Source organism: Lysinibacillus sphaericus (assembly GCF_015844675.1).
GTDB classification, from domain to species: Bacteria; Bacillota; Bacilli; order Bacillales_A; family Planococcaceae; genus Lysinibacillus; species Lysinibacillus sphaericus_E.
In genome coordinates this window covers 347,887-368,607 of the sequence record NZ_LDGC01000002.1, presented here as the reverse complement: position 1 = coordinate 368,607, position 20,721 = coordinate 347,887, and the positions used below count along the sequence as shown (strand labels likewise).

The following is a 20,721-nucleotide window of genomic DNA, read 5'->3' as shown; positions in this document are numbered from 1 at the left end:
ATACAGATAGGTAAGCCTTTGAAGTTATCGCTGGCTTTTCCCCCTGTTCACACCGTACGTGCGACTTTCACCGCATACGGCGTTCCAACTAATCCAATTTATTCTTTCTATGTTTTAAGCAGCCGAGTGAAGATTTTCCAAAGTTAGATTATTTCATTGTTACATTTCAGTCGTAAGTTATTTACTTTTTCTAATTGCTTATTTGTAAGCTTTACAGCTTTTAGGAACTTTTCAATTTTTACTTTGTCTTTCAAATGTATAAGTTGATGTATAGCCTTATTCAAAACTATTAAATTTGAGTAGCTATCATCTTTTGAAATGTGAAAAGGATTAATATGATGACAATGCCAGTCGATAATACCTAATTCTTCACCTAAAATTGCACATTTGCCATACTGGGCAATAAACTTACTTATTCTGTTGTCGTTATATTCAATAGATCTGTTTGGAATGTAGTTTCTCATGACGTAAGAAAGCGTATTTTTATTGATAGCCTTTAGGCTATTGTGAATTTTTGCTCTGCCTTCGGCAGTATAGTTACATATCACTTGGGAGAAACCAAGTGTTTTTCTCCATCGTTGCGCATGGATGGGGACAAAGACCATATTTTGTATTTTAAATAGTTTGGACTTATATCCTTTGTATCGCTTCTGTAATGTCTTTGACATCTCATGAAAACTTGCCTCTGTTCGAATATTCTTTAGTTGATTGTATAACGTCTTGCGTAGATATAGATTTAACTCATTCAAGTTAATTGTAATTTGAGTTGCAGCTGAGTAATAGTTTTGGATACCCATTACAACGGTATTAAAATTCCAAACGGTCTGAATGCAGGGTTTTCTCTTGATTACTTTTATCGCTTCTTTAATCTTTTGAAAGGCATTTGCTTTAGCCTTTTTTGACATATCAGACTTTGCTACGAAACCAAATCTGGTCTTACCTTTTCTTATGGCTTTTATTGTAAATCCTAGAAACTCTGAAGAGTTTTTCTTTAAGTTCACGACCTTTGATTTTTCTTCACTCGTCTCCAAGTGTAATCTCTTTTTCAAGAATTCTTTTAATGCATAATTTATTTTAATTGCCTGTGACCTTGTTCGGCACATCACCTTAAAATCATCCGCATAACGGACAATAAAACACTCTTTCAAACTCGATTTCTTTAATTGCTGATACTTACTACCATTAGTCGAATACGTATAATTGCTTTCAAATGTTTCCCATTGGTCACTAACCCACCAATCCAATTCATTTAACACAATGTTAGATAATAAAGGTGAAAGAATACCACCTTGCGGTGTTCCTTTTGTAGGAATACCTTCTCCTACAATCTCTGCTTTTAATAACCTAGATATAATAGAAAGAAGGGATTTATCCCTAATGCCTATTGACCACATTTGTTTTAAAAGTTTGCTATGATTTACATTATCGAAGAAACCTTTAATATCTACGTCAACACAATAATGTAGTCCAGATTGGTTAATGAGAAATTCAAGTCTAGCTTTGGCATGATGAGTGTTGCGATTTGGTCTAAAACCATAACTATGTTTATGGAATTTAGCTTCACAGATTGGCTCTAAAATTTGCAGTACACATTGTTGAAAAATTCTATCCCATATCGTCGGTATCCCTAAAGGTCTAGTTTTATCTACTCCTTTTGGAATGAAAACCCGTCTAACTGGTTGTGGTTCATACCATTTGAACATACCTTGAACTTTAGCTATTACATCTACAACTGGTAAATGCAGAATATCATTAATTGTTAATTTATCGATTCCCGCAGTTTTGCTACCTGTATTTCTTTTGATGTTTCGGTAGGCAAGACGTATATTATCCTTAGAACTCATTAATTCTGTTAAGTTATAGAAATGATGACCACAAACACTTTGAGCGTAGAGTGTATCAAAACAATCTTGCATACTATAATACTCATTGTGTCTCAGTTTCTTCCGTTTCAATAAGTCGGTGACTCCTTTTGGAGTTAAACCTCTATTAGTCTCACAAGAACCTTATTAATCGATAAAGAACTGCCTTACTTGGTTGAATAAATCTTTATTAGTCTAGTGGCTATCCCTCCATGTGGATTAGACACTTCATTGGTACTGTGCCACCACTTTCACTGATATAAAGGCAAGTTATACAGTAACTAGTATCATTATTGCTTTCCTTGTCAACGTTTCTTAGGGGAGTAAGCCCTCCACGTTATCAGCTTAAAACGTTGAATTATATCTATTATAGAATGAACTTAGGTGCTTCCTCTAAGCCTGTTAGATACATACGCCTGTAACGTATCATGGATTTTCATATTAGTTAGTCTTACTCACCCACATCTAACCTCACAATTTGGTGATATACACATTTCTATGTATCGCAGTTCTAGACCCGTACATTCAGAAGTTCGTCAGCTTAACCATTTCTTTTCGGTTTATTTGCATTCTCACCATATTCATTCAACTCAAGCATCATGAATTACACCACTCCCTCGAGTAGGCTTTCGTCAGCGGACCTGGTACGGTAATTTCTCACGCCTTTTCACCGAGCTTATAACACAATCATTCTTACTAAATCCAGTGCTATTCGACTAAGAGAGAACCCTTCCGAGCGTTACCTCATCATTTGATTCTTCGATATAACCCTTCAGTTCCGAAAGGAACTGTCTAGCCTTTACCTGAGTAATGTGACCATTCTCAATTTAAACTAGAAACATTTCGCACAACTATCCTGCTCCGTTAGCTAAATAAGATGATTTACAAATATAAGTCTGAATTTACATCTTTACTCGTACCTTTAACACTCTCCATAGATATAGTAATAGCTTAAAAAACCAATAAAACAGAAAAAAATTAAACAATAATCCCAAAGAACTAAATGTAAAAACCAATCCACCACGATATACAAAACTCTCAGCAGGAAAACCGAAGTAAAGATACCCGTTACTATCGACTTGATAGCCACCCGTAGGTATGAAAGCAAAAATAACAGTTGATATGAGACTTAAAAGGTATAATTTCTTTTTAGTGGAGTTCATTTTATTTTTTGGGCTTAATAAGCTAGCTAATACTAATACTAATACTAATACTAATACTAATACTAATACTAATACTAATACAATTACCCCAAAAAATAGAAATATATTCACCGTATCTATCCCTCCTTAATCCATGAATTACTATAATTATCCAACTAATTTCTTATTAAACAAACCTGCAACGTTAGCACAATAAGAAAAAAAGACGCTTCTTCTGCAATCGCGCCCGATTGTGGAAGATCGTAAGCATATTTCTTCTTAAACTAAAGCAACCTTTAACGGAATAACACATGAGCTTCTATTAGCTAGTTTTTTAACTAAGAGGCTCTACTACTTGGTAAAAGGTGACTGGCAGCCATAAGAGTATGCAAGACATAGAAAACCACACTTTTCTAGGATAGGTCTACTCATTGAACTGGCGTCAACAGTAAGGAAAGGATGCCCATTTTTATATGCCTTTTTTGCACGAGTAGCTAAAAGAGCTGTATAATAACCTTTTCCTCGGAACAACGGTAATGTTGAACCTCCCCATAAGCTGGCGAAGGAGGAGTTTTTCTCCAAGTACATCCAAGCTGCACTTACAAGCTGACCATCTTCATAAATTCCATAAAGGTATAGGGATTCAGGATTATTCTGTTTATCTCTCCAAAGCCTTTCTCCCAGCTCAGCATGCGGTACATTCCAGATGGCATCTTCTAGAACAACAATGTCTTGAATTCCTTGTTCATCCGTTATTTCCTTTAAATTGATTTTTCGGTCATTATTAAGCAAGGGGTGCTGTTCATCTAACTTCATGACCATTAGTGCTTCAGGATCATCTATTGTGAATCCTTCTTGTTCAAGAATATCTTTCAAACTATCAGGCTTGTCGTAGTTATACACCTTCCACTCAAAATCCTGCTCAAGGTTACTAAAATAGTTTAACTCGTTCTTAATAATTTCTCTTACATCGCCTTCGTTTACATTAGATGAGACAATGAACCCTTTGTCACCAAACTGTGAAATGTGACGCACGACATGCTCCGTTTCCTCTCTTATGTAACCTTTTACTTGAGCCTCTTGTCGAAGTTCTTTGTGGAATAGTGAGATTAATTCATTTTTATCCATGGGTGACCCTCCTATATTTTAAAAATTCTTTTTCTAATGAATCTTATTCCATTAATATTTATTAGTACCAATTATTTCAAAAGTAGATGTTCAACTCAATCTTTTTTTCCGTAAAAAAGATACTATTTGTTTAGTAACTCATCCTTTATCCACGTAAAAGACGCAACAAAAGCAGCTGTGTTAGCTTTAAATTGGCAGTCAGGTTCTGTAAACATTGTAGATGACGAACCTGCAAAAAGCTCTAATTGGCTTCCCTATTTTGCTGAAGTTATTGGGCCCCCCTCCCTCCTCCAACGGGGATATTCATGGAATAACCCATTTGTTATCTAATGATATTCTATTTGCAGCTGATGGAGGAGGTAAAGTAAGAACGGCAATAAACATCATTGAAGGTAAAGAGCGGATATTAGCACTTATTTCAGGAATAGCAAAAAAGTTTTTCTTTGGAAAAAGCGCTACTGCAGCTATAATAAATAATCAATATGGTATTGTAGTCACTGAAAATGAAAAAATAACAGGCGTTTTTTGTTTTGACTGGAATTCTTCATCCGAAACCATTAACAAGATTTTCTATGTACTAGATCCAATTAAGTTAAAATATAATCCTATTTAGGGATACGTTTGTATATGGAAAGTTCGTTTACCTATAATAAAACCTTGATCGGCTAAGAAGGATCCCAGTTAGATTTTTATCTAACAACCGGAACCGCTTCAAATCAGCCTATCAAGGTTTTTTCGTCTCTATTCAGTTATCTTTATTTAAACGCTTGAGCAGCAGCCACAGCTTTTTTCCACCCTGCATAGATTTCTTCACGATGTGAGTCATCCATATTAGGTGTGAATTGACGATCTAAATTCCAATACTCACTAATTTCATCTGTCGAGTTCCAGAAGCCAACTGCTAAACCTGCTAAGTACGCAGCACCTAAAGCTGTTGTTTCATTAACTACTGGACGATCAACAGGTACATTTAATAAATCTGATTGGAATTGCATTAAGAAATTATTTGCAACAGCCCCACCATCTACACGTAATTTCGCCAACGGAATATTGGCATCAGCTTCCATCGCACCAAGTACGTCTTTTGTTTGATACGCCAACGCTTCTAATGTTGCACGTACAAAATGTTCTTTAGAAGTACCACGAGTTAAACCGAAGACTGCCCCTCGTACATCTGAATCCCAATAAGGTGTTCCTAGGCCAACGAATGCAGGAACTACATAAACACCTTCAGTTGACTCTACACGCGCAGCATATTGCTCAGATTCTGAAGCAGAACGGAACATTCGTAAGCCATCACGTAGCCATTGAATCGCAGAACCAGCTACGAAAATGCTTCCTTCTAAAGCGTACGTTACTTTGCCATCTAAGCCCCATGCCAGCGTAGTTAATAAGCCATTTTCTGATTTCACTGCTTTTTCACCAGTATTCATCAACATAAAGCAGCCCGTACCGTAAGTGTTTTTCACCATACCTTCTTCGAAACAAGCCTGACCGAATAGTGCAGCTTGTTGATCACCTGCAGCCCCTGCAATTGGAACAGCAGAGCCGAAGAACAAAGCTTCCTCCGTATAGCCGTACACTTCTGAAGAAGGACGAACCTCAGGAAGCATAGAAGCAGGAATGCCTAAAATGTCTAAAAGTTCTTCATCCCACTTTAAATCATAAATGTTGTACATTAATGTACGGGAAGCATTTGAATAATCTGTAACATGGACTTTCCCACCTGTTAATTTCCAGATTAACCAAGTATCAATTGTGCCGAATAATAAATCGCCTGCTTCAGCTTTTTCTCGAGCACCTTCAACATTGTCTAAAATCCATTTTACTTTTGTACCCGAGAAGTAGGCATCGATTAATAAACCTGTTTTATCACGGAATAAGTCATTGTAACCGTTTTCTTTCAGTTCCTCACAAATAGCGTTTGTTTGGCGCGATTGCCAGACTATCGCATTATAAATTGGTTTCCCAGAATGTTTATCCCAAACAACAGTTGTTTCACGTTGGTTCGTAATACCGATCCCAGCAATTTGGTTTGATTCAATATTTTTTGCAGAAAGCACTGTAGCGATACAAGAAAGAATAGAAGACCAAATTTCTTCTGCATGATGTTCAACCCATCCGGATTGTGGGAAATATTGCGGAAATTCTTGTTGTGCAACGTGGAGAATGCTCCCTTTTTCATCAAACAAAATAGCGCGTGAGCTTGTTGTACCTTGGTCTAAAGCTAAAATATATTTTTTTTCTGACATCGGACATACCTCCAAATTTTTAATTTCTTTCAGCCGAATTCTCTTTCCTTTATAGGTGGTGAGATAAATGCGGATTTAAGCTACTTTCAACGGTGTCCAAACACCTGCTGAAATAGGGGAACTTAGTCTAAGAACGCCAGTCCCTATGGCAACGACTGAGTGACCAACATCACGTTGACCCAAAGCCTCCGGCGGATGTCACGGAATCGGAAAGGAATTCGCAAAGGATGTTAGCCTAAAATCATCCCATCCATGCGATAACGGCTAACTAACCTGCATCGGTAAAAACACCACGTCCTGTGGCATTACCGAAATGACCGACATCGTGTCGGCCTTCGTACAGGCCTAAGCACAAAGCCGATTCCAGACGCAATTATGCCGAGGCATAATTGATATTTACTTATTCTTCACTTTTAATATTATTCACTGTCATTTGAGCACTGATAAAAATAATAACCACGATAATAGCTAATACCCAAAAGGCGATGCTATTTTCCCCCTCAAAAATTTGCTGGAAAAATAGGGCACCGAATGTACCACCGATAATTGGACCTACAACTGGAATCCATGCGTATGACCACCCTGAGTCACGTTTACCTGGGATTGGTAAGAAAAAGTGCGCAGTACGTGGACCTAAGTCACGTGCAGGGTTAATCGCATAACCAGTAGGACCTCCTAATGCCATCCCGATGACTACAATTAACATACCAACTAGAAATGGATTTAAGCCATCCGTAATTGTATTTGTTCCTAATGTTAGAATGCCTAAAACAAGTATAAATGTACCAATCATTTCTGAAATTAAGTTTGATAATGGATGTTTAATAGCTGGCATTGTAGAAAATACAGCTAGTTTCGCTTCCGGATCTTTTGTACCCTTCCAATGTGGTAAATACATAAAATAAACGAGTACCCCACCTAAAAATGCACCAATCAATTGTGCGGCAATGTACATAGGCACGTCTTCCCATGGGAAATTACCGATTGTAGCAAGCGCGATTGTTAAAGCAGGATTTAAATGAGCCCCACTAATACCACCAACAGCATATGCAGCCATAGCTACACCTAGACCCCAAGCGAATGTAATCACTACCCATCCACCGCCAAAACCTTTCGATTTGTGCAGTGATACACCTGCAACAACGCCACCACCGAACAAAATAAGAATCATCGTGCCGACAAGTTCAGCTGTAAATGTTGACATACAAAAAGCCCCCTTTGTAAATAGTACACCTAGCAAAAAAATAAACCCACACCTAAACAAGCTGCACGTTGCAATGCAGATGAATAAATGTGGGTTCCTTTTCCTAACCACGCGCTTTTTAACTTATGTACATTGTAGAGAAAATAACATACATAGTCAACAATATTTTTGGAAATTTTCCCACAAGTTCTTATTTGATGTCGTAATCGCTACTGCTCCAGCTGATAACGCTTCTTCTATACTCTCAGCCGTGCGGACTAGCCCACCTGTAATAACAGGGATTTTTGTACGCTGGTGCACTTCTGAAATCATAGAAGGAATAATACCTGGTAATAATTCAATATAATCTGGCTTTGCTGATTCAATCATTGAAAAGCTTTTTTCAAGCGCGATCGTATCAATTAAAAAGACACGCTGAATAGCAATTATCCCACGAGCTTTTGCCTTTATTAACATATTAGAACGCGTGGAAATTATTCCTGCCGGACGGATATCATTGCATAAAAAATCAGCTGCAAAGTTGTCCGTTTTTAAGCCATGAATTAAATCTGCATGAATAATTAATTTTTTACCGTTCCGATCCGCCTCTCGTTTTATTGACATGAGCAAACTAATATGCACTTCTAATAGAACAATGTATTCGAATCGACTATTTAATATTTCATCAAATTGCTTTACTGTTCGTGCAGCGGGAATAATTTGTTGATTATTGAAATTCATTTGATTTCCCCTTTATATCAATCAATAATGCCTCGACATAATTGCTTTTTGGAATCGTCTTTTTGCTAGCACAAAGACGATTCTATGACATCCGCCAAAGGCTTAAAGAAGTTAAAAAGTCAGGTCGCCATTAAGACGACCTTCCTTTTTATTATAATGCAGTTGTAGCTCTTGTTATTTCTAAATTTAAATCTTTTTCAAATTGTGCACGTTGTTCAGGAGACCAATTTAATTGTTTTGCCATTTCATCTAATACCGCATCTTTATATTGTATAACAAGGGCGATATTAAAGAACATATAGGCTGTACGACGAATCATAAAGTCGTTTGGATGAACAACCATTTCATGATGCATACCATACTGTAATTGAGCATATAGCCCTTGAGGTAAAACAGGATGCTGTTCTTTAGCATATTCAAAAACAATGTCCACATTTGAACCGTAATGATGCGCTAAATGTTTTGCTTCCTCTTCCGACAATCCGATTTCGACACCCATTTTTGTTCGTTTTGATACGAAGGCATCTAAGTTTTCGGAGCCCCCAACATCTCCACCAGATATACGAATATTCTTTGTATGACAAGGTTTTGATGAAATACTAAAGCGTTGCTCTAAATCTTGTGCAATCTTATTTAAAACTGTTTCAGCCATTTTTCGATAACCTGTTAATTTACCGCCAGCGATTGTCACAAGACCCGAAGGAGATTCCCATACTTCATCCTTACGTGAAATTTCAGATGGATTTTTACCTTCTTCATGAATTAATGGGCGAACACCTGCCCAGCTTGATTCGATATCTTCATCTGTGACTTTAACTTTTGGGAACATGTAATGAATAGCCTTCATAATATAATCGCGATCTTCTTGATGAATATTCATGTCACGCGCATCGCCTTCGTAAAATGTATCTGTCGTTCCAACATATGTCTTCCCATTTCGAGGAATTGCAAACACCATACGACCATCAGGTGTATCAAAATAGACAGCTTGACGTAGTGGGAATTTAGATTCATCAAAAACGATATGCACACCTTTAGATAAAATTAAATGCTTACCATTTTGTTTTCCTTCGATAGTACGAACTTCATCTACCCATGGACCAGCAGCATTTACAACTTTTTTTGCACGAATATTAAATGCGTTCTGGGCAATCAAATCTTGTACTACGATACCATTAATTTTCTTTTCGTCATTATATAAAAAGTTTTCTGCCTTTGTATAGTTAATGAGTGTAGCACCTTTTTCGATGGCAGCTTTGGCAACCTCGACTGTCAGACGTGCATCATCAGTACGATATTCTACATAAACACCACCGCCACGTAATTCCTCAGCTTTGACTAAAGGTTCTTTTTCCATTGTTTTTGCAGGGTTTAACATATATCGACGCTCAGAACGTTTAACCCCTGCTAAAAAATCATAAACACGTAAGCCAACATTCGTCGAGAATTTACCAAATGTGCCTCCTTTATGGAATGGAAGCAACATCCAAACTGGCGTTGTTACATGTGGTCCATTTTCATAAACGATTGCACGCTCTTTCCCTAATTCTGCAACCTCTTTTATTTCAAATTGTTTTAAATAACGAAGTCCACCGTGCACTAATTTTGTTGAACGACTAGAAGTCCCAGCGGCGAAGTCTTGCATCTCAACTAACGCTACAGATAGTCCACGAGCAATTGCATCAAGTGCGATACCACAACCTGTAATACCGCCACCAATCACCAATAAATCGTATTCTTTACTTTGTAATTCTTCAATCGTTTGTTGACGTTGTATTGCTGAAGCCGTACTCATAATAAAATTCCTCCTTAATTTAAGAACGAAAAAAAAGAGACCATTAAAAGCACATGTACACAGTGTACATATGTTTTTAATGGTCTCTCAATCGCTCAAACCTTATATTAACTTAACTTCATTGTAATGTGTTTAGAAAGAAAAGGCAAGTACGATAGGCTAAATCATACAAATACAAAATCCCTTTTCAATCATTTATAGGTTAAGAGCGTTTCATATGTACTGTTTAATTGTCATGGCTTCTGGTGTTATTTATTCCCCAATACAACAAATTTATTTATCACATTTTTGAGTGGAGGATAAATAAATCTTAGTTGTCATTGTCGCATTGAAAGGAGTCGCCTAGTCGTAACGAAGATCAACTTAATATATGTCATACTTTTAATAATTGTTATTCCCACCTTTTGTGATGAGATGTAAAAACAGCAGGTTTTTGAACACCCGCTGAAAGAAGTTAAAATATGTATTGTATCATTTCATGTATGTTGCAATAAGGATTATCACGGCTTTCTGTCTTGCGAAGTGCCATCATATCTGTACAATTTTTAATAGCAACCTCATGTCGAAGTGCGATAGGTGCAATGACAGATTCATCCGCTTTATGACGAATATAACGTGTTATCCCAAGATGCTGCTCCATCTTGTCATTTAATACTGCACGAGGATACTTTTCAGACATATCAACCTCTTCAAAATGCAATAGTAGCCATAATTCGAACGCTTCATTTGAATAGGCAATATGAATATTATTATCCTCACAAAAGTCATTCACTTCCTCTAATTGCTTTTCGGTTAAATCATCCTTATCAAAAACAATCCAAACCTCATCAGAATATTGATAGCTTGAATCACGATAGGCATGCTGGGCAAGCTTAATAGCCGAACGTTTAACGTTTTTTATTTTGACACTGACCAGTTTGGAGCGCTTTAAAATACGCAGTTGCTCAAAATAAATGCGTTCGGTTTCTCCTTCACAATAAATTAAAATGGTTTTACGCAGTGTTCGATTCCCTTGTTGACGTATTCTCACTGCTCAGACACCTCCCACTTCCTATCAATTATGCCTCGGCTGTCGCACAAATAAATTGCCACCGGACTTGGTGTTCTTCGGCTGAGTTCCTCTATTTTAGCGGGGTGTTTGGATACCCATTGAAAGAAGTTAAATATTGATCTGATAAATATTCATTAATAACCGGTGTAGCCCCAAATTCTCCTTTTAAGTAACGCTTGGCATAGGAAATATCTCCACGTTTCTTTTGCAAATCTGCAAAATCAAATAAAGAGTATAACTCGGATTCATTTTTAAAGCTTTTATTTACAAACCATATTTGATCGGAACGAAGTGGCTGGTCTAATAAATCAATTTCATGACTTGTGACAACAAATTGATTCGTAACGTTACGCTTGCTGTTCATAATGGCCATTAAAAATTCGCAGATGGACACATGAAATGCTGTATCAAATTCATCTATAAAAATAGTCTTCCCCTTATTGTATGCATCTACCATGACACATGCTAAATGCAGCATACGGACTGTCCCCTTTGAATCCATCGTCCAATTGATCGTCTCTGTCCCGATCGGCGCACCTTCTTCATCGAACGATAAATAGTGCAAATCGATGTCCACTTCTTGAATAACCTCTGGCGTGTCAAAATCATAGCCAATCGTATTTTTCTCTCTACGCTCAACGCGTCTTGCCGTCACATCTTGAATAGAAAAGTCTGCAATCTTTAGCAACTTCATCACTTCTTTTTTAAAGGGCTCTTCTTCAAGTTTACGAATAAGCGGATGACTTGATAACCGATTTGCTTCATCTAAAAACAATATTTTATGTAAAAACCAATCAAATATTTTCGTTGCATCTGGGTCATTAAAGACATTTAATACTGATAAGAACGCTGTATTATTACGCGTATATTTTGTCAGCTCTTGCGCTGTGCTTTCCGCAGTTTCATACAAGTATTCTGTTCCATCCCATTGTCTATTAAAGAGCTGCTCTTTCAAAGATTTTGTCGTTTTAGTTAGCCCTTCATAAAGTACTTGTGAAGCATTATATTGCACCTCATAATCGTACAGTACCCCATCTAGGAATAATGAAATCATAAATTCTGTTGGTTTCCCTTGCTGACCTCCTAACTTAAACGGCTGGTAGGGCAAACGTAGTTGTTTAACATTATTCAGATTTTCAAAGTTAAACAATAAAGAACGTAAAATTTTTATAGCCGTGAATAAGTTCGATTTTCCACTTCCATTTGGTCCGAAAATAAAGGCACTTTTTACAAGGTGTAACGAGTCAAATTTCATCGTATGTGTGTCCTTTAATTTACGAATACGGCTTCCTGCCACCATTGAAAATAGTGTTTCATCTTTATAACTCAGGCAATTTTTCACTCTAAAATCTACTAGCATATTTGCAAGCCTCCGTTCAATTCCACAACATTCCTTTTAAAAAATAATTATACTATAGCCTAAAAAAAACAACTATTACTCCGTGTAATGGTTCATCACCAAAAGTTGGGGATGACTTTTAGTAAAACCTATACTCTGTGCGAAAGCAAAGCGACAGCTACAAAGCGCCCAGCTGGAACGGAAATCAACCACACATTTTGGTAATGCCCCTGCGTAATTCCAATAATAAAATGCACACTTTAGGATGAGGGATAAGTTTTCATCAGTAATTAAAAATACAAAAAGACGATTTTCCCTTTATGAAAGAGTAAATCGTCTTTACTTTTTATATTTCTACTATCTTTTCATCTTGTAACGCCTGCAATGTACGCTCTATACCTTCCGCAAATGAAATTTTTGGCCTCCACCCTATTGCTTTCGCTAACTTTTCATTATTTAAAAACGAATGCTCAATATCTCCCTCTCTTGCAGGAGCATATTGAATTTCTAAAGGATGATTTAAATGCTGCAATAATAAAATGACTTGATGAATCGACCATGCCTCATTCGTTGATACATTATAAATGCCTTGTAATCTAGCCTGTACACCGGCATAAATAGCATCCGCAATGTCCTCTACATATATGAAATCTCTTGTTTGCTCTCCATCTCCATAAATTGTAAAGGGCTTTCCTTCTATACTGCTTTTTAGCATACAAGGAATAACCGCTGCTTCGCCCTGCATACGTTGTCCTGGACCGAATACATTAGCAAATCTATAAATTAATGTTGGTAAACGGTAATCTTTTTGCCATTTTTCGCAGTAAGACTCACCAATACTTTTGTTTAATCCATACATCGAAATCGGTTCACTAACATCTGTTTCTTCTATTGGAGGATAGTGACTATCTCCATAAACAGCTGCCGACGAGGCGAAAATGAAATGCTTTACCTTATATTTTGACGATAAGAAGAGCATCTGACTAAGCCCTACGATATTCGATAAAACATCCTTCACCGGTTCTTGGATCGATTTTTGGACACTCGTTTGCGCTGCACAATGGATGACCACATCAAATGATGTTTCTCTAAAGAGATGCTCACAAACTTCATCTTCCACATTTAAAAGATAAGATTTATGCGCAAAGTCGACATTACGTAAATGGCCTGTACTTAAATTATCAATAATATAAACATTTGCACCTTCTTTAAAAAAACGCCTTGCGACTGCACTACCAATAAAACCATATCCACCTGTCACTAATACATTCATCCCATCGCCCCCAAAAACTATATGATGTTTTATATGCAGTAATTACTAAATTTATGCAAACAACATATTTATCATGCTATTTTTTAGAAACAATTCTCATACAAAAAAATGGATTATCCCCAAGGAGTCGCCCAGCCGGAACGAAGATCAGCTTATTTACATAATAGACGTTTTACCAAAAGTCATCTACAACTTTTGGTGATGCACCAAAAAAATGTGCCCGATATGTATCGAACACATTTTTTACAAAGTTAAGCTGGGCTTACTTCCAGTTCAACTGCAATTTTAATGTCTTTACCTACTAGAACACCGCCAGTTTCTAATGCAGCATTCCAAGTTAAGCCGAATTCTTCACGATTGATTGTTGTTACAGATTCAAAGCCATAAACTTCTTGGCCCCAAGGATTTGTACCTTTACCATTAAATTCAGTATTAAATGTTACTGATTTCGTTACGTCTTTAATTGTTAAATCACCTGTTAGCGCATATTCATCATCCGATTTTTTCGTAATGTTTGTTGATTTGAATGTGATTGTTGGATATTTTTCAGCATCGAAGAAATCTGCTGCTTTTAAGTGATTATCACGATCTTCACTACGTGTGTTAATGCTTGCTGCATCAATTGTAAAGCTAATGTTTGCTGTTGTTAAATCTGCAAGATCTGCCGCTTCGATATTTGCTGAATAAGTGTCGAATACACCTTTCACTTTTGATACCATCATGTGCTTTACTTGAAAGTTAATTGCTGAGTGTCCTAAATCAATATTCCATTTTGCCATTTTAAATTCCTCCAATAAAATTATTATTATCTCGATTTCGAGATATATGTTAAAATATGAAGCAACTACATTAATTATGTTCCCCAAAATTTAACGGATAAACATTTGTAGTTACTTCTTTCGTACATATTAGTTACGAAAAGTAATCATTTACTTTATGTAACTTACTGTACATTAATAATTTACTTACGTCAAGTTATTATTTAAAATTTTTTAAAATTATTCAAGGTATCAAGTTTTTTCTTCAAAGATATGTGCTTTAAGGGATTTGTTTTTTAGGATTTATTTCTACCTTAGCGGTTCTTTGTATTACCTGAGCGATTTCTCCAGCTCAGAAGCCTCCCCATGAAATGGGAAGCTCCTTATCTAACTAGAAATCTAGTATATTCAAGAAATTATTTCAATGATCCCTATAAGAATTAGTAAACACCCCGAAATAGCGGTTGAGTGTTTTCCTATGAATGTCTTTGTCAGTAAACCGCCAAAGTGAACACCCGCACCTACTGTTATAAACGAAAAGAAACCGATAGAGATTACTGTCCATATTGCAGATATGCCATTGGCTCCAAGTGCTATTCCGCCGGCTAAACAGTTAGCTGATAAGACAAAGCCGAGCGTCATTGCTTCTCGAAATGAAATAATATAATTTTTATCCTCATCAAAGACTTCAGGGTTTTCTAATATTCCTTGTTTAGACAAGCGACTAGATAATAAAGTCCATATCCCAATAACACAAAGCAAAAGACTTCCTATTAAATTTGCGAAATCTGGAGAGACATAATCAATAACTACGCTCCCAGCTGTAACTGCAACGTATGTGACGATCATTGAAATAAGGGCAATAACCACATTGGATAATACGGGTATTTTCACTCGCTTAATACCATAAGCGAGACCAATTCCTAAATTATCTAAGTTGGCAGCTATCCCAATAAGAATGATGGCTATCCAATGCATTCCTTTCCTCCTCAATAACGTAAAATCCATTCCCACATATGATATGAAAGGAAAATTTTTTTGTTCATTCATACGTTGAATGGAATTGCTTACGGAGGGAATGGGATTACCCGAGGGAGACTTAAATTAACTTATTCAACGTCTTGCCACGCGGGTACTATTTACTATTCTATAGCTTGAAATTATTTAATTGTTGAGAAATTTTTTCAGCGATACTTGCAGTTTGAACAGATGATTCTGCTACATGTTGTATAGCTTGTAATGTTTCTGAAATACTATTTGCTATCCCATTTGAATGATCTGATGACTCCATCGCGACAGTAGATACATTTTCAATCGCTTTTTGTATTTCTAGCATAGAGGACTTCATTGTTCCAACAAATGTTGTCACTTCAGATATTAATTTATTAAAGTACATAGCATCTTCTTCATATTGAATTCCACTGTTTTGGAAAAGTTCATAATCAGGTGTTTCTTTATTGTCTATAAAGTGTAATAAATCTTGAGCATTAGTAGATACATTCTTAAATGCTTTTTCTACTTCACTTGTAACAATTTGTATTCTATGAACGGTTTCAGATGATTGTTCTGCTAATTTTCGTACTTCGTCAGCAACAACAGCAAAACCTTTACCTTGCTCTCCTGCTCTGGCAGCCTCGATCGCTGCATTTAATGCTAACAAATTCGTTTGATCTGCAATATCTGCTATTGTGTCAGACATTACTTTTACTTCAGATACGATTTGTCCGGCTTGAATCGCTTCTAAAACTAGCTTTTGTTTGTCATCATATAGATTACGAGCTGTACTAAATGCTTGAATAGCTGTTTCTTTAATATCAATGGCCCTCTCTTTTACTTCTTGTGAGAAATTAAGACTATATTTGGTTTTCTCATTTAATTTTTCCGTACTATCAAGCACTTCAATTGCAGTCGCGTTTATTTGCTCAGTTGTTGCACTTAATGTAGTACTTCCCATTGCGACTTCCTTTGAATTTGTATCAATTTCATTCATTGAAGCAGTAATTTCCTCAATAGTTGCACTTAAATTTTCACTTAAACTTCCCATTTGTGTAGAGGTACTACTCACATTAGAGACAAGTTCCTGAATATGTGTAACAGAATGGTTCAAACCTTGCGTAATTCTCCCAAGATCATCCGGATATAATACCTCAGCATGTCGCGTTAAATCACCATCTTCAACCCCAGATACAACATCCTGAATATTGGAGATTGCTTTTTTAACATACCTACTTAAGTAGATTAGAATACTTGTACTAAACAGTAGAGCGATAAGCATAATAATACCGTTTTGATACAATGTTCTCTTATATGTACTATTATTTTTTTCATTACTCAATTCGACACTTTTGATAGTTGTTGTTTCTAATTGCTCCATCAAATCATCTCTTTGCTTTTCTTTTTCAAATAGCGGTTCTAATAATACATTGGCATCCACTTCTGTCGCATCAGAGGTAACTTGTTGAAAACTGGATTCTAATATTTCTTCATAACTTTGATTTACTTCTTCCAAATACTTCAGTAATTTTTTTTCTTCACTACCTATGTTTACTTTTTTTAAATCTTTAAAGGATTGACCAATTTCTTCTTCAATAGATGCTATTTCTTCATAATATTGAATTTTTTCATCTATATCTTGCGAATGAAAGAAAATTTTGAATTTTAGATTCGTTATTTTTTGCTGATTCGTTGAAATGTTACTTAATAAATAGATAGAAGTTAAATTTTCATCATATAAAGATGTCGCATTATCATTCATTTTTTCAACACCCATTATGCCAGTAAACCCTATAATGACCAGTGCAATCAACATAATGGTATTTAAAATTCCGAACTTCCCGACCAAAGATACGTTTTTATAAAACTTCATTTATCTCTCCACCTTAAATACATTTAATTTAATTGATAATAAAATTGGTTGATCGCCATAACCTAAGGTTGATTTCCGTTCCGACTGTGCGATTTCCTGTGGCATCGTTCCAACACATGTTTTCTGTGCGAAAGCGTAGCGGCAGCAAAAGGTTTTGGACTGTGCGAAAGCGTAGCGACAGCAACACGATATTAGTTAGAGGACGTTATCACAGGAGGTGATAGTACCTTCTTTCCTCTATTGCTAATTCCCAATGAGTCTCCTAGTTGTAACGAAAATCAACTTATATAAATAGCATCTAAAATTTTTGTTAACCTAATTGCTTTTAACAAAAATGATTAATTATGGAAATACAATGTTATATTCCCCCTATATCTCAGAGTTGGATTACAGAAAAATACTATCTTTTTGAATAACTTTTTCGATAAACAATTCTACTAGTTTAGGGTCAAACTTAATACCCTTCTGTTCTTTTAAATAAGAAAGAGCTTCTTCCTTTGTCCAAGCTTTTTTATAAGCTCTATCACTAACCATAGCGTCGTAAACATCGACTATAGATATTACTCTCGCTTCAAGAGGAATTTCTTCTCCTTTTAACCCCATTGGATAACCTGTCCCATCCCAATTCTCATGATGATATTTGATAATATTTTCAGCTATTTTTTTGTCATCAAAAACTTTATTGTTCATTTCATTTGATAGTTTATTTAATACATCTACCCCCATAAGTGGATGCATCTCCATTATTTTTTTCTCATAAACTGTTAGTGGACCAGTTTTATACAGGATTGATTCTGGTATTCCCGATTTTCCAATGTCGTGTAAAACACTGTATTCTATAATTTTACAAACATACTCTAACGATAAATGATAAATTTTTTCTTCAAAGAGGCTTAGCAAAAGTTGTTCTGCTAAATTTTGCACATTCAAAAGATGTTCTGCTATATTTGCATCGCGCATTTCACTTGATAGAGCTAACAACTGAAATAGCTCCTTTTGCTCTATTTTCTTCTGATTCACTTCATCTATCACTAGTTGTTCTGCTAAGCGCATGACTCCTATATAATAAATAATTCCCTCTATTTCAATTGGCGTAATCGTTATAAATGAGTATCTTAGCTCTAATGATTTGTTGACATGAACCATTGTCCCAGACCATGATTGCCCTTTTTTTAATGTACTTCTTAACGATTTATACATAACAAATGGCGTTACGCTCGATTTTAAACTTTCTACTGGCAATCCAATAAGAAATTCTCTTTTATAACCGGTCATTGTTTCGTATTGTTGATTCACATCGATAATTAATTGATTTTCATCAACGATTACAACAGCATCACCTAATTTTAAATAGTATAATAATTCCTTCGGTATATTTTTACACATTCAGAAGACCCCTTATCCATTGTTTAAATTCATTAGCAACTAGCAAGTCGGTTAGCCGACAATGCACCTTCTTCAAATGCTTTACCTCATTTATTTACAACGTTACCCATTTTTATATGAATCTCTTTCTTCTTTTCTTTTCAAAAATATGAATCAACCTCCATTCATCCTCTTTAAACTTCGCTTAGCAAAGCTTTTAATAATAATTTATTTTGCTGTTGATACTTAGTAAAATAGATTTCCTGTAGTCTTTTTGATAACCTATCATAATCACTTTTTGAAGGGACTGAATTCCATACAAATATATCTTCTATGTCTTTTTTGATAGTTAAGTATAAGCGATCCGTTATTATTAACTCTGCCTCTTCATCTTTAGAACACAACTCAACATGGATAAAAAGACGTTTTATTTGACTAAATAGATAAGGAACATCATTTATCATTGAAAATATTTTTATTTTAATAGTATCTCTATTGGCAATATCAATTGTTTGCTTTAATAATTTGTGATATCGCCCAATTAATATTTCTCTGCGTTCAAATATGATGTCGAAGGCCTTATTTTCCATTAGACGATCATAAAACTGATTCATAATTTCTATTTGAGCCGTTTCATGCATCTCTAATCTCTTTTGATAAAGATCTTCTTTAAATAAAGTAGCTGGACCAGCAAAGGTTAAAGTAAAATAATGAAGATGCAGTAAATTGATAAAGATTGCCCCATATTCTTCTACATCTAAAGTAACTGAGAAATGCTCGATGAACACTTCTATCCAATATAATGTTGCTTGTACAAACAATTCCTGATTATGATGTTGTGCAAAATTCATCAATAAACTTACCGTATTATCCGTTTTATGATAAGGACGCATACAGCTAATGATTGAAAATAAAAACATTGTTTCTAATTCAATTTCTTCACTTGATAAATCAGTGAATTTTCCAAAAATATACTTTAATTTTCCAGATAATCGCTTATAGTTATGATGATGTTTCGTAAAGCTTGCATACATTGGATGATATTCGATTAGGCACCCTAATTTTGCACGTGATAGGCAGATAGCCAGCCAATATAAAACTTGTTCGGAATAGGCTATGTCTACTTCCTTCATTAAATCTAGTATTTCTTCTCTTGAAACTAGCGTAAATGGCCACTCTTCACCCCAACACGAATTCCAGTAGAACAAAAAGTAAAAATAACGAAATTGCTTTTCTGTCCCTTCAAGGCTGACTTTTTCATAAGATGTATACTTCAATTGAAACTGATCTAACAATGGCTTAACTTTTTTAATTCTTCGATACATGGATGCAACACTTGTAAAATTTTCCAAAACAAACGTATTGACATCATAAAATTTATTGTAAAAAATCTCATTAAAAGCTTTATAGGTTAATGAGTTTTTTAAATAATATCTTTCAACAGTCTTCATAGAAAAATTATCTTTATAATTTAGTTGAAAATACTTATGCTCTTCTTTTTGGATAACAGCAGATTCAGTAATAAATTCTAAATCAATTGCTATCTCATCTACTATTTTCAAAATTGTTCTTTCAGACAGTTCCATCATTTGAGATAATTCTAAACTTGAAAACAGCCTCTGTTCATTGTAAATATGATGTAAAATATTCACCTTTTGCAAAGGTAATCGATCCAAAAAATTATACATAAAAACACCTCAATGTCTTCCACCAGTAAACACTAGCTGTGTCATATAAATTAACCATTTATTTGAAATTAGATAAGCATATTTATTTCTTATCAATACATTCTATTCCCGTTTTTTACGACACTAAACATGATAATACTTTATAACTACTCTAGATCATTAAAGCTGCCAATCAGAAAGGTGTTACTGAATATTTCTCTTCCTTTATATACTCTCTTAAACTACAAATACGGCTTATTTTCATCAAATTCACTCATTTTATACAATCGTGAAAAAAG

The 20,721-nt window shown here is 35.3% G+C and carries 15 protein-coding genes; 1 reads left to right on the top strand and 14 read right to left on the bottom strand.

Going from position 1 to position 20,721, the window contains the following annotated elements; genetic code table 11:
* Nucleotides 1-143 precede the first annotated feature (143 nt).
* Together ltrA and ABE34_RS01585 are read right to left on the bottom strand one after the other, a co-directional pair.
* Complete coding sequence (gene ltrA / locus ABE34_RS01590; protein WP_197139928.1) at nt 144-1,916, bottom strand: group II intron reverse transcriptase/maturase; 1,773 nt, start codon at nt 1,914-1,916, stop codon at nt 144-146.
* Nucleotides 1,917-3,355: 1,439 nt separating this feature from the next.
* The gene (locus ABE34_RS01585; RefSeq protein ID WP_197139926.1) at nt 3,356-4,132 is read right to left on the bottom strand and encodes a GNAT family N-acetyltransferase; all 777 of its coding nucleotides are present in this window, start codon (nt 4,130-4,132) and stop codon (nt 3,356-3,358) included.
* A gap of 319 nt (nt 4,133-4,451) precedes the next feature.
* Here ABE34_RS01585 and ABE34_RS01580 point away from each other — a divergent pair, with 319 nt between their 5' ends.
* A complete protein-coding gene (locus ABE34_RS01580) occupies nt 4,452-4,745 on the top strand; it encodes a hypothetical protein (protein ID WP_197139924.1) in 294 nt (97 codons plus the stop codon).
* A 142-nt stretch (nt 4,746-4,887) separates the two neighbouring features.
* Here the strand turns inward: ABE34_RS01580 and glpK are convergent, their stop codons facing one another.
* From glpK to ABE34_RS01520, 12 genes are all read right to left on the bottom strand, one after another.
* On the bottom strand, nt 4,888-6,384 hold the full coding sequence (gene glpK, locus ABE34_RS01575; protein ID WP_197139922.1) for a glycerol kinase GlpK: 1,497 nt from the start codon (nt 6,382-6,384) through the stop codon (nt 4,888-4,890).
* A 400-nt stretch (nt 6,385-6,784) separates the two neighbouring features.
* The gene (locus tag ABE34_RS01570) at nt 6,785-7,588 is read right to left on the bottom strand and encodes an MIP/aquaporin family protein (RefSeq protein ID WP_197139920.1); all 804 of its coding nucleotides are present in this window, start codon (nt 7,586-7,588) and stop codon (nt 6,785-6,787) included.
* A gap of 156 nt (nt 7,589-7,744) precedes the next feature.
* Nucleotides 7,745-8,308: a glycerol-3-phosphate responsive antiterminator gene (locus tag ABE34_RS01565; RefSeq protein WP_053594785.1), complete on the bottom strand. Its 564-nt coding sequence runs from the start codon at nt 8,306-8,308 to the stop codon at nt 7,745-7,747.
* A 151-nt stretch (nt 8,309-8,459) separates the two neighbouring features.
* Nucleotides 8,460-10,103 carry a glycerol-3-phosphate dehydrogenase/oxidase gene (locus ABE34_RS01560; protein WP_197139918.1) on the bottom strand — a complete coding sequence of 548 codons (1,644 nt, stop codon included), beginning with the start codon at nt 10,101-10,103 and terminating at the stop codon, nt 8,460-8,462.
* A 454-nt stretch (nt 10,104-10,557) separates the two neighbouring features.
* Nucleotides 10,558-11,133: an RloB domain-containing protein gene (locus ABE34_RS01555; protein WP_197139916.1), complete on the bottom strand. Its 576-nt coding sequence runs from the start codon at nt 11,131-11,133 to the stop codon at nt 10,558-10,560.
* Nucleotides 11,134-11,224: 91 nt separating this feature from the next.
* Nucleotides 11,225-12,514, bottom strand: coding sequence for an AAA family ATPase (locus tag ABE34_RS01550; RefSeq protein ID WP_197139914.1), 1,290 nt, complete (start codon nt 12,512-12,514; stop codon nt 11,225-11,227).
* A gap of 325 nt (nt 12,515-12,839) precedes the next feature.
* A complete protein-coding gene (locus tag ABE34_RS01545; protein ID WP_197139912.1) occupies nt 12,840-13,766 on the bottom strand; it encodes an NAD-dependent epimerase/dehydratase family protein in 927 nt (308 codons plus the stop codon).
* 251 nt (nt 13,767-14,017) lie between these two features.
* Nucleotides 14,018-14,545, bottom strand: a complete 528-nt coding sequence (locus tag ABE34_RS01540) for a YceI family protein (RefSeq protein ID WP_197139910.1) — start codon at nt 14,543-14,545, stop codon at nt 14,018-14,020.
* Nucleotides 14,546-14,932: 387 nt separating this feature from the next.
* Complete coding sequence (locus ABE34_RS01535; protein ID WP_197139908.1) at nt 14,933-15,502, bottom strand: manganese efflux pump; 570 nt, start codon at nt 15,500-15,502, stop codon at nt 14,933-14,935.
* Nucleotides 15,503-15,671: 169 nt separating this feature from the next.
* The gene (locus ABE34_RS01530; RefSeq protein WP_197139907.1) at nt 15,672-17,390 is read right to left on the bottom strand and encodes a methyl-accepting chemotaxis protein; all 1,719 of its coding nucleotides are present in this window, start codon (nt 17,388-17,390) and stop codon (nt 15,672-15,674) included.
* A 387-nt stretch (nt 17,391-17,777) separates the two neighbouring features.
* Nucleotides 17,778-18,776, bottom strand: coding sequence for an HD domain-containing phosphohydrolase (locus tag ABE34_RS01525; RefSeq protein ID WP_197139905.1), 999 nt, complete (start codon nt 18,774-18,776; stop codon nt 17,778-17,780).
* Between the two features lie 173 nt (nt 18,777-18,949).
* A complete protein-coding gene (locus ABE34_RS01520) occupies nt 18,950-20,443 on the bottom strand; it encodes a helix-turn-helix domain-containing protein (RefSeq protein ID WP_197229846.1) in 1,494 nt (497 codons plus the stop codon).
* Nucleotides 20,444-20,721 lie beyond the last annotated feature (278 nt).

What these genes read in the sequence shown, in the direction of transcription:
- ABE34_RS01545 (WP_197139912.1), bottom strand. Translation starts at nt 13,766, where the DNA reads ATGAATGTATTAGTGACAGGTGGATATGGTTTTATTGGTAGTGCAGTC.
- ABE34_RS01560 (WP_197139918.1), bottom strand. Translation starts at nt 10,103, where the DNA reads ATGAGTACGGCTTCAGCAATACAACGTCAACAAACGATTGAAGAATTA.
- ABE34_RS01550 (WP_197139914.1), bottom strand. Translation starts at nt 12,514, where the DNA reads ATGCTAGTAGATTTTAGAGTGAAAAATTGCCTGAGTTATAAAGATGAA.
- ltrA (WP_197139928.1), bottom strand. Translation starts at nt 1,916, where the DNA reads ATGCAAGATTGTTTTGATACACTCTACGCTCAAAGTGTTTGTGGTCAT.
- ABE34_RS01535 (WP_197139908.1), bottom strand. Translation starts at nt 15,502, where the DNA reads ATGCATTGGATAGCCATCATTCTTATTGGGATAGCTGCCAACTTAGAT.
- ABE34_RS01530 (WP_197139907.1), bottom strand. Translation starts at nt 17,390, where the DNA reads ATGAAGTTTTATAAAAACGTATCTTTGGTCGGGAAGTTCGGAATTTTA.
- glpK (WP_197139922.1), bottom strand. Translation starts at nt 6,384, where the DNA reads ATGTCAGAAAAAAAATATATTTTAGCTTTAGACCAAGGTACAACAAGC.
- ABE34_RS01565 (WP_053594785.1), bottom strand. Translation starts at nt 8,308, where the DNA reads ATGAATTTCAATAATCAACAAATTATTCCCGCTGCACGAACAGTAAAG.
- ABE34_RS01570 (WP_197139920.1), bottom strand. Translation starts at nt 7,588, where the DNA reads ATGTCAACATTTACAGCTGAACTTGTCGGCACGATGATTCTTATTTTG.
- ABE34_RS01520 (WP_197229846.1), bottom strand. Translation starts at nt 20,443, where the DNA reads ATGTATAATTTTTTGGATCGATTACCTTTGCAAAAGGTGAATATTTTA.
- ABE34_RS01525 (WP_197139905.1), bottom strand. Translation starts at nt 18,776, where the DNA reads ATGTGTAAAAATATACCGAAGGAATTATTATACTATTTAAAATTAGGT.
- ABE34_RS01540 (WP_197139910.1), bottom strand. Translation starts at nt 14,545, where the DNA reads ATGGCAAAATGGAATATTGATTTAGGACACTCAGCAATTAACTTTCAA.
- ABE34_RS01585 (WP_197139926.1), bottom strand. Translation starts at nt 4,132, where the DNA reads ATGGATAAAAATGAATTAATCTCACTATTCCACAAAGAACTTCGACAA.